This is a genomic window from Brevundimonas halotolerans (genome assembly GCF_003730275.1).
Lineage (GTDB): Bacteria > Pseudomonadota > Alphaproteobacteria > Caulobacterales > Caulobacteraceae > Brevundimonas > Brevundimonas halotolerans.
This window is the reverse complement of the sequence record NZ_QTTA01000010.1, coordinates 434649-448890: the sequence shown is the minus strand read 5'-3', so window position 1 is coordinate 448890 and position 14242 is coordinate 434649. Positions and strand designations below refer to the sequence as shown.

The following is a 14242-nucleotide window of genomic DNA, read 5'->3' as shown; positions in this document are numbered from 1 at the left end:
GTTGGCCGCGCGGGGCAAGCTGGGGCTGATTGCCGGGGGCGGCGCCCTGCCATTGGCCGTCGCCGCCCGCTGCGAGGCCGAGGGGCGCGATCTGCACCTCATCCGTCTGGCCGGGTTCGCGGATCCCCATCTGGCCCGTTACCCCGGTATCGAGGCGGGCATGGCCGAGATCGGACGCATCCTGTCCGAGATGAAGTCGGCGGGCTGCGAGGTTGTCTGCCTCGCGGGCACGGTCAGCCGCCCCGACTTCAAGACCCTTCGGCCCGATCTGAAGGGGGCCACCCTGTTGCCGGGCATCATCTCGGCCGCAACCAGGGGTGACGACGCCTTGCTCCGCAAGATCCTGTCGATCTTCGAGGCCGAGGGCTTCGCCGTCGAAGGCGCCGACGACATCCTGGGGGGGGATAGCCTTCCGACGGGCGCTCTGGGACGGGTTCACCCCTCAGTCGAGCAGCTTTCTGACCTCAGAAAGGCCCTTCACGTCGCGGAAAAATCAGGGGAACTGGATATCGGGCAGGGCGCCGTCGTCTGCGACGGACTGGTGCTGGCCGTCGAGGCACAGGAGGGCACGGATGCCATGCTGCGCCGGGTCGCCGGCCTTCCTGCAGACCTTCGGGGCGCTCCCGGCTCGCCCAAGGGCGCGCTCGGCAAGGCGCCGAAGCCCATTCAGGACCTGCGCGTCGACATGCCGGTCATGGGTGTACGTACCCTCGAACTGGCGGCCGAGGCCGGGCTCGCCGGCGTCGGCGGACAGGCCGGGCGGCTGATCCTGATCGATCGCCCCGCCATGATCGAGGCCGCCGACCGGCTGGGTCTCTTCATCTGGGGCGAGGGCGTATGAGCCGCCCGATGAAGATCATGCTGGTGGCGGCCGAGGCCTCGGGAGATGCCCTCGGCGCGGGTCTCGCCAGGGCGCTGAAGTCGCGGCTGGGCGGCGACCTGACCCTCGTCGGCATCGGCGGGCCGCGGATGGCCGCCGAAGGCATAACCAGCCCCTTCGACATTGCCGACCTGTCGATCCACGGCTGGCTGGAAGGGCTGAAGGCCTACGGTCTGGTGAAACAGCGCGTGGCGGACACGACGGACCTGGCCTCTCGCGAGCGGCCCGATGCCGTGGTGCTGATCGACAGCTGGGGCTTCACCATCCGTGTGGCCGAGGCGCTGCGGCCCCTGATGCCCGCTGTGCCGCTGATCAAATATGTCGGGCCGCAAGTCTGGGCCTCGCGCCCCGGCCGGGCCAGAACGCTGGCCGCTGCGGTGGATCACCTGCTGGCCCTCTACGCCTTTGACGCGCCCTGGTTCGAGCGCGAGGGCCTGCCGACCACTGTGGTGGGGTCTCAGGCCCTGCATGTCGACATGTCCGGCGCCGATCCGGTCGCCTTCCGGGCCACGCGCGGGATCACCGCCGATGCACCGCTTCTGCTGGTCCTGCCCGGCAGTCGCCCGTCCGAAATCCGCCTGATGACGCCGGTCTATGCCGCGACGGTTGCGCGACTGAAGGCGTCGATGCCCGATTTGCAGGTCGCCGTCGTCGTCGCCGGAACCGTGGCCGCCAGCGTGCGCGCCGAGGTCGCGGACTGGCCGGTCGAGGCCCATCTGGTCGAGGAAGACGACAAATACGCGGCGATGAAGGCCGCCACTGTGGCGCTCGCCACCAGCGGCACCGTCTCGACCGAACTGGCGCTGGCGGGTGCCCCCATGATCATCGCCTACCGCTTCCAGCCGCTCAGCTATGCGATCATGCGGCCCTTCTTCACCGGCAAATATGCGACCCTGTTCAACCACGCCGCCGACGAGGAAATCGCGCCGGAATACATCCAGAAAGACGCTACGCCCGAAAAGCTGGTCCCGGCCGTCGAGCGTCTATTGATCGATCCCGCAGCCCGCGCCGACCAGTCTCGCCGCCAGACCGCCGCCCTCGACCTCATGGGCCGCGAAGGCCGCGACCCGTCCGAGATCGCGGCTGAGGCGGTGCTGGACGTGATCGCCAGTCGGTCGGCCGCCTAGTTTGCCCGCATCCCGCGTCGCGCCAGGATCATGGCGCCGACGACGCAGGGGGCGAACAGCAGGCCCTCAAGCCCGCCAGTCACGCTCTGGGCGATCGGGCCGAAGCCGGTCTCGCCGAACCAGCTGCCGATCATGCCCAGTTGAAGCTGGGACTCGGGGAAGGTCTTCGCCAGCAGGTCCAGACTGCCGCCCATCAACCGGCCGCCGAACAGCGGAATAGCCATGCCGGCCAGCGCTGCGGCCACTCCGGCTGTGATCATGCAGCGCCGCAGGGGCAGGGGGTCGCGTCCCCGCGCGCCCAGCCACAGTCCCAGACCGATGGCGCCGCCCAGAATGAAGCCTTCGAGCCCGCCGGTGATGTCGCCCGGCGAGCGCCCGACCAGCAGGTTGAAGGCGTCCAGCCCCAGCAGTTTGACGGCGCCGCCGACGGTCATGCCGCCCAGCGCACCGCCAAGGATGATCCATGGGCTGGGCTGTCGCCGCCCCAGTCCGGTGGCGGCCATGCCGATGCCGACCGCCGCACCGCCCATCAGGGCCACCAGGGTCGTCAACCAGACCAGCACCAGCAGGATCGATCCGGACCCTATGCCGGGCTGCAGGGGATGGGATACGGCAATCAGTCCATAGATCAGGCCCCCGATCACCCCGGCCAGTCCACCGCCCAGCACGCCCGCGCCGCCCAACAGCAAGGTCCGCCTCAGGTCGTAAGGGCTGTCCACGGTGAACGGCTCAGGGGCAGAGACCAGTGGTTCCGGCTCGGCCTGCTCCGCCTCGGCCGCTGAAACGGCGGCGATAAAGCGATAGCCGTGCTTGGGGACCGTTTGGATGAACCGGGGCCGCCCGGCGGTGTCGCCCAGCTGTTTCCGCAGTGTGCGGATGCACTGGGTCAGGGCTTCATCGGTGACCGGGATGCCGCGCCAGACCTCGTCGAGGAACTGGTCCTTGGACACCAGCTGGCCCGGTCGCCGCACCATCAGGATCAGGGCATCGAGATAGCGGCCGTTGACCTCGACGGCTTCTCCGTCCCGCGTCAGACGCCGGTTCGCGGGATCCAGGGTGAAGGCACCGAAGCGAAGGCCGTCTGGCGTCAATTTCAGAAATTCCTCAGCCATCGCTCATGCCGCTCAGGCGCGGCGGCCTCACAGTGCGAGGGTCCACCAAGGTGGGCGCAAAGGCAATGCGAGGAATGACATCATGGTCGATCTGATCCTGCCGGGGCAGGGCGCCGGTCTGGTCCGCTTGCTGGGGCAACGTCGCGGGCGTGCGACCCGGCTGCGCCTCAGCGGCGGCCGGGACGTACTGGCCTTCAACTGCGCCTGGGGCATGGACTATGCGGCCGAGTGGGAACATCTGACCCTCAACCTGTCGCCCCGGGTGCCGGCCGCGCCCGTGTCCGCCCTGTCCTCGGCCGAGGTGATCACGGCCGAGGACCCGGACACGGGGGCTCTTCTGTATCGGGGCCTTAGCCGATGAGGGCAGCGATACCGGTCAGGGTTTCGCGCAGACCAGCCCGACGCTTGGCGGCCTGATCATTGCCTGACGGATCGATTTCGCCTGCCAGCGCCAGCAGATCACGGGCCAGGGCCGGATCCTTGCCATTGCCTTCGACGAGCGGCTCGGCGCGATCCAGAGCCGCCGACACCCGTCCGGCCAGTCCGGCATCCAGACCGCCGTCGCGGGCGAACTGGTCCAGATAGGCGCGACCCACGACCGGGTGGGCCGGCCAGGTCACCGGATACTGCTGCTGGGGGTTCACCGTGCCGCCTTCGTCCGCCATGGCCGCCGCGGCGATCTCGTTTTCGGTCAGAGTCTCGCTGGGGGTCAGGGTGAAGACATCGAGGCCGCGGCCGATTTCTGAGCCATAGATCCGGCCGTTGTACCAGTAGACCGACCAGTAGCCGCCCGATCCCTGACGCTCGGCATTCACCGGACCGCGGTCGAAATAGGCGATCTCGAACGCCTCCGACGAATTGGTGAAGTCACTGATCGACAGACCACCCTGGTACCAGGCCTGAACGAACAGGTCGCGTCCGGGCACCGGGATCAGCGAGCCGTTGTGGGCGACGCAGTTCTCCAGCTCGGTCTGGGCGGCCGGCAGCTTGTAATAGCCCTGGAACACCAGCTCGCCGTCGACGATGTCATAGATGGCATTGGCGCCCCAGGTCATGGGGTCCTGAACGCGGCAGCGCGGACGTCCGCCCCCGCCCCATTCGTCGGTGAACAGCACCTTGGTGGCGTCGTTGTTGAAGGTGGCCGAGTGCCAGTAGGCAAAGCCTTCATCGACCACGGCATCGATCCGTTTCGGCGCGCGCGGATCGGAGACGTCGAACAGGATACCGTTGCCGGCGCAGGCTCCGGCGGCAATGTTCCGCGTCGGGAAGATGGTGATGTCGTGGCAGTGGTCGGTCTGGCGCGTGGTCTGGGTGCCCTGACCATGATCACCGCCGCGCCACAGGCCGGCGATCTCGCCCGTTTCCTCATCGGCGAAGACGGCGGGGCTGTCGATGATGCGCGACTGCGACGGATCGGCCAGCGGGATCTCGATGACATCGACGCGGAACAGGGCCGTGCGCTCATCGCCCGGCGTGCCGACGACGCAGCCGGCCAGCTCACGCTCGTCGCGGACGCTGGCGGTTCCCGAGTTGTAGACGATCAGACGACGCTCATCGGCCGCCACGACGGTGTGGGTATGCGAGCCACGGCAGGTCTGGACCTGACCCACCTGAACCGGTCGGACCGGATCGGTGATGTCGAAGATGCGCAGGCCGCGGAAGCGATCCGGGCTGGCGCCCGGCCCGACGCCCTCGCGACCGCAGTCGACACGGCCGTTGGTCGACTCGACCGACATCAGCATCAGATTGCCATAGATCGACACATCGCCCTGTCCGCCGGGGCAGACGATCGAGCTGATCAGCTGCGGCTCTGGCGCGTCGGTCAGGCGATACAGATTGATCCCGTGGTAGTTGCCGACCGCCAGCAGATCGCCCTGGAAGGCCATGTCGGTGTTCGAGAAGCTGAGGAAGGGCGAGCGACGGCCGGTCTCATCGCCGACCCGCGGCGGCAGGCCCGCGGGGTTCGTGGGATCGAAAAAGCCGGTCGGTTTGGGCAGGCTGGCAATCAGCTGCATATTGCTGGACGCCTGCTCGGCATCCCGGAACCCGGCCCGCAGGTTCGTACGGGGATCGGGCGAGGCTGCGCGGATCAGGCCCGTCATCCGGGCAATCTCGGTCTGCTGCTCATTGGCAATGTCGTTGACGAAGCGGAACAGGATCGGGTCGTAGGCCGAGCCCGAGCGCGACAGCAGCGAGGACACCATGGTCAGGGCGCCTTCGTGGTGCGGGATCATCAGCTCCAGGAACAGGCGGTCGAACTCGGGGCCGCTCGCTGCGGCCAGTCGAGCCATCTGCTCCGGCGTGGCCATGCCCGGCATGTCCGCATGGCTGCCGTGGGCCGAATGATCCATGCCCTGATGCGCGGAATGGTCCATGGCGCCGGTCGGCTGCGGCGTCGGGGCCATCTCGCCCCGCTCGGTCAGCCAGCCGCGCATGAAGGCGATCTCGTCCGCCTGCGAGGCGAGGATACGCGACGCAAGGTCGAGGATCTCGGGGGTATTGGTGCGGTCGGCTGCCAGAACCGACATCTCGACGGCCTGGCCGTGGTGCAGGATCATGCCCTGCATGAAGGCGACATCGTCAGCGGAATAGCGGTTGTCGGCGATCCGGGCAGCCTCGCGGCCTTCCAGCGTGCGGCTGTCCTGTCCGGGGGCGCCGGGCTGGATCAGCGGAGCCTCCTGGGCGAAGGCGCTGCTGGCGAAAAGGAGGGCACCGAGGGCAGCGGAGCCCCCGAGCAGCTTGCGGATCGACGGACCGGAATTCTTCAACGACGTTACTCCCAGAATAGTGGTTACGTATGGCTAGCACGGGCCTTTCCGGGGCCAAAGCCCGGGATGGGGGCCACAAACGAAAAGGGCGCGACCTGCGCCGCGCCCTCTTGAAGCACATCGATGAAAAGCGGTCCCGCGCCGATCAGCCCCGCTTTTCGATCGGGGTGTAATCGCGGGTCGTGGGGCCGGTGTACAGCTGGCGCGGCCGGCCGATCTTCTGCGAGGGATCTTCCATCATCTCCTGCCACTGGGCGATCCAGCCGACCGTGCGGGCCAGCGAGAACAGCACGGTGAACATGGTGGTCGGGAAGCCCATGGCCGACAGCGTGATGCCCGAATAGAAGTCGACGTTGGGGAACAGCTTGCGCTCGATGAAATACTCGTCGTTCAGCGCGACCTTCTCCAGCTCCATGGCCACTTGCAGCAGGGGGTCGTTGGGGTCGCCGACAGCCTTCAGCACTTCGTGGGCGCTTTCCTGCATGACCTTGGCGCGCGGGTCGTAGTTTTTGTACACGCGGTGGCCAAAGCCCATCAGTTTGTACTTCTTGTCTTTCACGCCCTGGATGAACTCCGGAATCTTGTCCGGCGTGCCGATCTCTTTCAGCATGTTCAGCGCCTCTTCGTTGGCGCCGCCGTGCGACGGCCCCCACAGGCAGGCGATACCCGCGGCGATACAGGCGAACGGATTAGCGCCCGACGAGCCGGCCAGACGGACCGTTGAGGTCGAGGCGTTCTGCTCGTGGTCGGCATGCAGGATGAAGATGCGGTCCATGGCCTTGGCCAGCACCGGATTGACCTCATAGTCCTCGGCCGGAACGGCGAAGCACATCCGCAGGAAGTTCTCGGAATAGCTCAGGTCGTTGCGCGGCGACACGAAGGGCTGGCCGACGTGGTATTTATAGGCGCGCGCGGCGATGGTCGGCATCTTGGCGATCAGGCGGATGGCCGAGATGTTGCGCTGGACCGGATCATGGATGTCCAGGCTGTCGTGATAGAAGGCGGACAGAGCGCCGACCGTGCCGACCATGATGGCCATGGGGTGAGCGTCGCGGCGGAAGCCTTCGAAGAAGCGGTCGAACTGCGAGTGCAGCATGGTGTGCATGGTCACGCTGTTCTCGAAGGCCGCATATTGCTCGGCCGTCGGCAGTTCCCCGCGCAGCAGCAGGTGGCAGACCTCCACAAAGTTCGACTGGGAGGCCAGCTGGTCGATCGGATAGCCGCGGTGCAGCAGCACGCCCTTGTCGCCGTCGATGAAGGTCAGGGCGCTTTCGCAGGACGCCGTCGACGTAAAGCCCGGGTCGTAGGTAAAGGCGTCGGTCGCGCCGTACAGTTTGCGGATGTCGATGACGTCGGGGCCGGTCGAACCGGACAGAACCGGCAGGTCGACGCTCTTGTCGCCATAGGTAAGGGTGGCGGTGCCGGTCGGGGAGGTCGTGTTGGTCATCTGCGTCCCTGTGTGCATGCCGACCGGGTGCCCCCCGACCGGGGCGAACCGCTTAGGAGCCGCGATCCGCAAATGAGTTATGGCCGTTCACTTAGTATGTTGCAGCGCATCATCCAAGCGACCGAGGGCATCTTCCCGCGATAATGAGGCCAGCGTGCTAGCGATATCGGGAGAGGCAGCCCCCCCCGTCAAGGCCGCACGGACCGCTGGCCCGATCTTGCCAAATCCGACGCCTTCGCTCTCGGCAAAGCTTTTCAGCGTTGAATCAAGGGCATCGACCGTCCAGTCGGTCTGATCCCGCAGCACGGGGATCAGGCGCGCGAGACGTTCGGTCGCTTCAGGCGTCAGCTGACCGGCCGCCTTTTCCGAAAGGGTGATCGGGCGGCTGGCGAGGGCAAAGCCGGCCTGTTCGCGCAATTCGATCAGGGTCGTGGCCCGGTCCTGGATATGCGGAATGACGCGGGCGAGGGCGGCCTTCTCGGCCTGGGACTGCGCCACCAGATCGACCAGACGGGCGACATCCGCCTGCCGGATCCAGTGGGCATTGACGTGGGCCAGCTTGGCAAAGTCCAGCCTGGCCGGGGCCTTGTTTATGCCGGAAAGGTCAAACCATTCAATCGCCTGGGCGTCGTTGAACAGTTCGTCGTCACCGTGGGCCCAGCCGAGGCGGGCCAGATAGTTGCGCATGGCCTCGGGCAGGTAGCCCATATCGGCATATTCGTGCACCGCCTGGGCGCCGTGGCGCTTGGACAGCTTGGCGCCGTCGGGGCCGTGGATCAGGGGGATGTGAGCAAAGACCGGGCGGGTCCAGCCCAGGGCGTCATAGATCAGGGCCTGACGCGCGCCATTGTTCAGATGGTCGTCGCCGCGAATGATGTGGGTGACCCCCATGTCGTGGTCATCGGCCACAACTGCCAGATTATAGGTCGGATTTCCGTCCGACCGCAGCAGCACCAGATCATCCAGATCCTCGGCGCGCCAGTTGACGGGCCCCTGAACGGCGTCGTCGAGGGTCACGCGCGTGTCCAACGGACGCCGGAACCGGACCACATGCGGCTGGTTCAGGTCGCCCTCGGCCGGGTCGCGATCGCGCCAGGGCGAGACAAAGGTGCGCTTTTCGGCCCGCGCTTCATCGCGCAGACGGCCGGTCTCTTCGGTAGAGGTCCAGTCGCGGTAGGCATGGCCTTTCTCTACCAGAGTATCGACAACCTCGCGGTGGCGGTCGGCGCGCGCGTGCTGGAAGACAGGCGGGGCGTCGGCGGTCAGGCCCAGCCAGTCCAGCCCGTCGAAAATCGCCTTCACAGCGGCCTCGGTCGACCGCTCGCGGTCGGTGTCCTCGACCCGGATCAGGAAGCGCCCGCCATGCCGCCGGGTAAAAAGCCAGTTGAAAAGCGCCGTTCTTGCCCCCCCAATGTGCAGGTATCCCGTGGGAGAGGGAGCAAAACGCGTGACGACGTCAGTGGGGGCGTGGGAATCGGTCAAGGGGAACGGGATTGGCCAAGGTTCAGGAGGAGGCCGCCCTTATACCGCCTGAGGGGCCGCTGCCCAGCCTGGCAAGGCGATTTGCCGGGCGGGCGGTCGAAGGCGCGCGCGAAGCTCTTCTGGCCCAGACCGACCGCTGGCGCCTGTGGGCCCCGGTGGCGTTCGGGGGCGGGTGCGGTCTCTATTTCGGTCTGAAGGCCGAGCCGCCGCTGTGGCCCCTGCTGCTGGCGGCGGTGGTCAGTGCAGGGCTGTGGGCCGGGGCGCGACGTCGGGGCTTCGGGCGTGCGGTCACCGTGCCGCTGATGCTGCTGACCTGTTTCTGCGCGGGTCTGTCGGTGACCAAGATGCGCTCGGACAATGTCGCGGCTCCGATTGCGCCCGCGACGTCGGACCCGGTGGTCGTTGAAGGCTGGGTGCTGGACGTCGACAGCCCCGGGGCACGGGGCGCCCGCATCATCATGGCGCCTGTCCGGGTTCAGGGACTGGGCGCGGACGAGACCCCCATGCGGCTGCGCGTCACCGTTCGAGGCGAGGCCCCGCGCCCCGGTGATGCCGTCAGCGTCTTTGCCATTCTGAACCCGCCGCCGGGACCGGCAGCGCCCGGGGCCTATGATTTTGGCCGGACGGCCTGGTTCCAGAGCATGGGCGGCGTGGGATTCGAGCTGGGTCAGACCCGCTGGGTCGACCTGCCCCCGCCGCCGCGCCAGCTGCGCACCGCCATGGCCGTCAACCAGTTCCGCTTTGGACTGGCCGAGCGGCTGGTCGAACGGATGGGCCCCCGGGTCGGCGGGGTCGCTGCGGCCATGACAACCGGCCACGAAAGCTGGATCGCGCAGGAGACCTACGACACCATGCGGGACTCGGGCCTGATCCACATCCTGTCGATCTCGGGCCTGCACATGGCCATCGTCGGCGGCTTTGTCTTCTTCGCCGTGCGCTTTGGTATCGCCGCCTGGCCGTGGCTGGTGCTGCGGGTGCCGGGCAAGAAGGTTGCCGCCTGGGCGGGATGGATTGCCGTCGTCGCCTATCTGGTCATATCCGGCGCGCCGCCGCCGGCCGAGCGGGCGGCGATCACGGCCTCGGTCGCCTTCCTCGCCATCATCCTCGACCGGCCCGCCATCAGCATGAATGCGCTGGCGGTGGCGGCCTTTGCCGTCCTGTTGCTGCAGCCCGAGGCGATCGTCACGCCGGGCTTTCAGATGTCGTTTGCGGCGACGGCGGCCCTTGTGGCGTTGGCCGAGTCGTGGCCGCGCCGCCCGCGCGAGATCAAGGTGCCCCTGCCGATCCTGATCGTGCAGCGGGCCGGCACATGGGTCGGGCTGGCGATTCTGGCCAGCTTCGTCGCCGGCATGGCCACCGGCCCCTTCGCCATGCAGCATTTCAACCGGACGGCGGTCTATGGCCTGCTGGCCAATATGATCAGCTCGCCGATCGCCGACTTCATCATGATGCCGATGCTGGCGCTGGGCGTGGTGCTGCAGCCCCTGGGCCTCGGTGGGCCCTTCCTGACGGTGGCGGGCTGGGGGATCGAGGCGATCATGGCTGTCGGGGCGTGGATCTCGACCCTGCCGGGGGCGGTGATCCATACCGCCAGCGCGCCGGTCATCGCCCTGCCGGTCGCCTTCCTCGGTATTCTGGTGCTGTGCCTGTGGCGAGGGCGGCTGCGGTGGCTGGGCCTGCCCCTGGCCTGCGCGGTGCTGGTCTGGCCCCGGCATCCGACGCCGGACTTGTGGATCGCCGATGCGGGCACCAATGGCGCCATCGTCAACGGGGATGAGGCGCTGGCGATCCGCAAGGTCGGGGCTTTTTCGCGCGATGTCTGGTCGGGGCGGCGCGGACTGACGCTGGTCGAGCGCCCGGCCGAGGGCTGGACCTGCGGCCGGGTCCATTGTGCGCCCGACACGCCGGGCCCGCTGGCGCTCTGGTGGGGCCGTGCGGCGCCGGACGACGAACAGCTGGCGGCCCTGTGCCAATCGGCCGAGGTGGTCAGTGTCCGGGTTGAGCTGACAAGCCTGCCCGAAGCCTGCGCCGACCGGCTGGTGCTGGATGGCCGCGACTATGCCACGGGCGGCAGCGTCGAGCTGTGGCGCACCGAGAGCGGCTGGCGCGCCCTGTGGTCAACGACCGAGCGCGGCGCGCGTCCGTGGAACCGGCTGGGCGACCCCGATTATCAGGAATAGCGGCGGATCAGCCCGACCAGACGGCCCTGCACCTTGACCTGATCGGGGCCAAAGATGCGCGTCTCATAGGCGCGGTTGGCCGGCTCCAGCGCGATGGAGGCGCCGCGCTTGCGCAGGCGCTTCAGGGTGGCCTCCTCTTCCTCGACCAGGGCCACGACGATCTCGCCGCTGTTGGCGGTGGTGACCTGACGGATGATGGCAAAGTCGCCGTCCAGAATGCCCGCCTCGATCATGGAATCGCCCTCGATCTCGAGCAGATAGTGTTCGCCCGCGCCCAGCAGGGCCTCGGGCACCGACATACGGTCGCGCTCGTGCTGGATGGCGGAAATGGGCGTGCCCGCCGCGATCTTGCCCAGCAGGGGCAGTTCCCGGGTGCCGCCGCTGTCGTGATTGGCATTGGCCGCAGCACGACCGCCGCCCTCGATGACGTCTGGCACGAAGGGCCCGCGCGTGCGCGCCGGGGTGACCGCCGCCTGATCCGGCAGCTTCAGCACTTCCAGCGCCCGGGCGCGGTGCGCCAGACGGCGGATGAAGCCGCGTTCCTCCAGCGCCGTGATCAGCCGGTGAATGCCCGATTTGGACGCCAGATCCAGCGCCGCCTTCATCTCGTCAAAGGAGGGCGAAACCCCGGTCTCGCGGATGCGCTCATGAATGAACATGAGCAGTTCGTGCTGTTTGCGCGTGAGCATGGAGACCTCTAACCCGAATCTGTTCCGCCTGTGGACAATAGCGGAACACACCGCGAACGTCCATCCAGTGTTCGTGAGGTGTTCTGGTTAAGGAGGGGTTAGCGGGACGCCTGGCTCATCAACGCCCGCGTCGCCGCTTCCACATCATCCTGTCGCATCAGGCTCTCCCCGACCAGCAGGGCGTCGGCGCCCGAGGCCACGACGGTGGCCACGTCCCCGGGGGTGAAAAGGCCGCTTTCGGCGACCAGGGTGGCACCCTCGGGGGCCAGCGGGGCGAGGCGGGCGAAGGTGGCGATGTCGACCTCGAAGGTCCTGAGCGACCGGTTGTTCACGCCGATGAAGTCCGCGCCCAGGGCAACGGCGCGGGCCATTTCGGCTTCGTCATGGGTCTCGACCAGGGCGTCCATGCCAAGGCGACGGGCCTCGGCCAGCAGGTCGGCGGCGAGGGCGTCGTCGACCATGTCCATGATGATCAGGATGCAGTCGGCGCCCAGGGCCCGGCTCTCGGCCACCTGCCAGGGATCGACGAGGAAGTCCTTCCTGAGGCACGGCAGGCGAACGGCATTGCGGGCCGCGACCAGAAAGGTGTCGTCGCCCTGAAAGCTCGGCCCGTCGGTCAGCACCGACAGACAGTCCGCGCCGCCGCGTTCATAGGCGCGCGCCAGTGCGGGCGGGTCGAAGTTTGCGCGGATCAGGCCCTTTGACGGGCTGGCCTTCTTGATCTCGGCGATCAGGCCGGGGCGGCCGGTGGCCTGGCGGGCCAGCAGCGCCGCCTTGAAGCCGCGCACCAGAGGGGCCTCAGCCGCGCGGGCCTCCACATCGGCCTGCGACAGGGTCGCCTTGCGCGCCGCGACGTCCTCGCGCTTGTAGGCGGCGATGCGGTCCAGCACGTCGCTCATGCCCGGGGCTCGGCTTCAAGGGACTCGGGCCGCATGTGGCTGATCGCGGACAGGCGGGTCAGGGCCGTACGGGCCGCGCCGTCATCGATGGCCCGGGCGGCCAGCGCCACGCCCTCGGTCAGAGACTCGGCCCGGTCCGCGACCACCAGGGCCGCCGCCGCATTCAGCAGCACAATGTCGCGATAGGCGCCGGGTGCGCCGTCCAGCAGGTCGGACAGGGCCTTGGCATTGGCCTCGGCATCGCCGCCCACCAGCGCCTCGGGATCGGTGCGGGGAAGACCCGCGTCTTCCGGCGTAACGGTGAAGCGGCGGACGGAGCCGTTGTGCCATTCGGCCACCTCGGTCGGGCCGGTGGTGGTCAGTTCGTCCAGCCCCTCGCCGTGGACGGTCCAGGCGCGCTCGGCCCCCAGACGCCCCAGCACCTCGGCCAGCGGCTCCAGCAGGGCCGGGTCATAGACGCCCATCACCTGACGCCTTGCCCTCGCCGGATTCGACAGCGGCCCCAGCAGGTTGAAGACAGTCCTGAACCCGATTTCTGAGCGGATCGGGCCGACGTGGCGCATGGCGCCGTGATAGGCGGGCGCGAACAGGAAGCAGATCCCGGCCTGATCCAGAGCGCGCAGCTGGATCTCGGCCGGGGCCATCAGATCGACACCCAGCGCGGCCAGCACATCGGATGAGCCGGACTTTGAGCTCAGCGCCCGGTTGCCGTGCTTGGCGACCTTCAGCCCCGCACCCGCCAGCACGAGGGCCGCAGCCGTCGAGACGTTCCAGGTGTGGCGACCGTCCCCGCCCGTGCCGCAGGTGTCGATCACGGGATAGGGCACAGGGAAGGGGGTGGCGGCTTCGCGCATGGCGGTGGCGAAGGCGGCGATCTCCTCGACCGTTTCGCCGCGCATGCGCAGCGCGGTGACGGCGGCGGCGACCTGGGCGGGGGTGGGCTCACCGCGAAGGCAGGCAGCGAAGAAGGCGCGCGCGTCCGGCCCGGCCAGCGGGCGGCCCTCGATCAGCTGGGCCAGCAGTCCCTTGAAGCCGTCGGACATCTCAGGCCGCCCGTTTGCGGCGGACACCCGCGAGGTCGAGGAAGTTGGCCAGCATGGCGTGGCCGTGCTCGGTGGCGATCGACTCGGGGTGGAACTGGACGCCGTGGATGGGCCGCGACACGTGGCTGAGGCCCATGATCTCGCCGTCCTCGGTCCAGGCCGTGACGGTCAGGACGTCGGGCAGGGTCTCGCGCCGCACGGCCAGCGAGTGATAGCGCGTGGCCGTGAACGGCGACGGCAGGCCGGCGAACAGGGTCTGGCCTTCGTGATGGATGGGCGAGGTCTTGCCGTGCATCAGCGCCTTGGCCCGGATCACCTCGCCGCCGAAAATCTGCCCGATCGCCTGATGGCCCAGACAGACGCCGAGGATCGGCAGGGTCGCGGGCGCCTGTTCGATCAGCGACAGACAGATGCCCGCCTCGTTCGGCGAGCACGGGCCGGGCGACAGCAGCACCGCCTCGGCGCCTGCGGACAGGGCCTGATCGACGGTCAGCTCGTCGTTGCGGACCACGCGCGTCTCGACGCCCAGCTCGGCCAGATAGTGGACGAGGTTCCAGGTGAAGCTGTCGTAGTTGTCGATGACGAGGATCATGAGCGGCTTCTAGAGGGCTGTCG

The 14242-nt window shown here is 68.2% G+C and carries 12 protein-coding genes; 4 read left to right on the top strand and 8 right to left on the bottom strand.

What is annotated here, in order from left to right:
* The first annotated feature begins 1 nt into the window (after position 1).
* The gene (gene lpxI / locus EG854_RS05635) at positions 2–841 is read left to right on the top strand and encodes a UDP-2,3-diacylglucosamine diphosphatase (RefSeq protein WP_123286721.1); all 840 of its coding nucleotides are present in this window, start codon (positions 2–4) and stop codon (positions 839–841) included.
* Complete coding sequence (gene lpxB, locus EG854_RS05630; RefSeq protein WP_123286720.1) at positions 838–2007, top strand: lipid-A-disaccharide synthase; 1170 nt, start codon at positions 838–840, stop codon at positions 2005–2007. The genes lpxI and lpxB overlap by 4 nt, the downstream gene beginning before the upstream one ends.
* Here the strand turns inward: lpxB and EG854_RS05625 are convergent.
* On the bottom strand, positions 2004–3119 hold the full coding sequence (locus EG854_RS05625; RefSeq protein ID WP_123286719.1) for a winged helix-turn-helix domain-containing protein: 1116 nt from the start codon (positions 3117–3119) through the stop codon (positions 2004–2006). The two genes, lpxB and EG854_RS05625, sit on opposite strands and share 4 nt — an antisense overlap.
* 82 nt (positions 3120–3201) lie before the next feature.
* On the opposite strand from EG854_RS05625, the gene EG854_RS05620 reads away from it, so the two are divergent.
* On the top strand, positions 3202–3480 hold the full coding sequence (locus EG854_RS05620) for a hypothetical protein (protein ID WP_123286718.1): 279 nt from the start codon (positions 3202–3204) through the stop codon (positions 3478–3480).
* Here EG854_RS05620 and EG854_RS05615 read toward each other — a convergent pair.
* The 3 genes from EG854_RS05615 to gltX form a co-directional block, all read right to left on the bottom strand.
* Positions 3470–5887: a DUF305 domain-containing protein gene (locus EG854_RS05615; protein ID WP_206423375.1), complete on the bottom strand. Its 2418-nt coding sequence runs from the start codon at positions 5885–5887 to the stop codon at positions 3470–3472. The genes EG854_RS05620 and EG854_RS05615 overlap by 11 nt on opposite strands.
* Positions 5888–6032: 145 nt before the next feature.
* Positions 6033–7334, bottom strand: coding sequence for a citrate synthase (gene gltA / locus EG854_RS05610; RefSeq protein WP_123286717.1), 1302 nt, complete (start codon positions 7332–7334; stop codon positions 6033–6035).
* 87 nt (positions 7335–7421) lie between these two features.
* Positions 7422–8816, bottom strand: a complete 1395-nt coding sequence (gene gltX, locus EG854_RS05605) for a glutamate--tRNA ligase (RefSeq protein WP_123286716.1) — start codon at positions 8814–8816, stop codon at positions 7422–7424.
* A gap of 11 nt (positions 8817–8827) precedes the next feature.
* On the opposite strand from gltX, the gene EG854_RS05600 reads away from it, so the two are divergent.
* On the top strand, positions 8828–10996 hold the full coding sequence (locus EG854_RS05600) for a ComEC/Rec2 family competence protein (RefSeq protein ID WP_241153146.1): 2169 nt from the start codon (positions 8828–8830) through the stop codon (positions 10994–10996).
* Here EG854_RS05600 and lexA read toward each other — a convergent pair.
* The 4 genes from lexA to EG854_RS05580 form a co-directional block, all read right to left on the bottom strand.
* A complete protein-coding gene (lexA, locus tag EG854_RS05595) occupies positions 10987–11685 on the bottom strand; it encodes a transcriptional repressor LexA (RefSeq protein ID WP_123286715.1) in 699 nt (232 codons plus the stop codon). The two genes, EG854_RS05600 and lexA, sit on opposite strands and share 10 nt — an antisense overlap.
* A gap of 98 nt (positions 11686–11783) precedes the next feature.
* Positions 11784–12584, bottom strand: a complete 801-nt coding sequence (gene trpC, locus EG854_RS05590; RefSeq protein ID WP_123286714.1) for an indole-3-glycerol phosphate synthase TrpC — start codon at positions 12582–12584, stop codon at positions 11784–11786.
* Positions 12581–13627, bottom strand: coding sequence for an anthranilate phosphoribosyltransferase (gene trpD / locus EG854_RS05585; RefSeq protein WP_123286713.1), 1047 nt, complete (start codon positions 13625–13627; stop codon positions 12581–12583). Before trpD ends, trpC begins: the two co-directional genes overlap by 4 nt.
* A gap of 1 nt (position 13628) precedes the next feature.
* Complete coding sequence (locus EG854_RS05580; protein ID WP_123286712.1) at positions 13629–14219, bottom strand: anthranilate synthase component II; 591 nt, start codon at positions 14217–14219, stop codon at positions 13629–13631.
* Positions 14220–14242 lie beyond the last annotated feature (23 nt).

Excerpts from the sequence above, each read along its gene's own strand:
- lpxB (WP_123286720.1), top strand. The coding sequence starts at position 838 with ATGAGCCGCCCGATGAAGATCATGCTGGTGGCGGCCGAGGCCTCGGGA.
- EG854_RS05625 (WP_123286719.1), bottom strand. The coding sequence starts at position 3,119 with ATGGCTGAGGAATTTCTGAAATTGACGCCAGACGGCCTTCGCTTCGGT.
- EG854_RS05620 (WP_123286718.1), top strand. The coding sequence starts at position 3,202 with ATGGTCGATCTGATCCTGCCGGGGCAGGGCGCCGGTCTGGTCCGCTTG.
- gltA (WP_123286717.1), bottom strand. The coding sequence starts at position 7,334 with ATGACCAACACGACCTCCCCGACCGGCACCGCCACCCTTACCTATGGC.
- lexA (WP_123286715.1), bottom strand. The coding sequence starts at position 11,685 with ATGCTCACGCGCAAACAGCACGAACTGCTCATGTTCATTCATGAGCGC.
- trpC (WP_123286714.1), bottom strand. The coding sequence starts at position 12,584 with ATGAGCGACGTGCTGGACCGCATCGCCGCCTACAAGCGCGAGGACGTC.
- trpD (WP_123286713.1), bottom strand. The coding sequence starts at position 13,627 with ATGTCCGACGGCTTCAAGGGACTGCTGGCCCAGCTGATCGAGGGCCGC.
- EG854_RS05580 (WP_123286712.1), bottom strand. The coding sequence starts at position 14,219 with ATGATCCTCGTCATCGACAACTACGACAGCTTCACCTGGAACCTCGTC.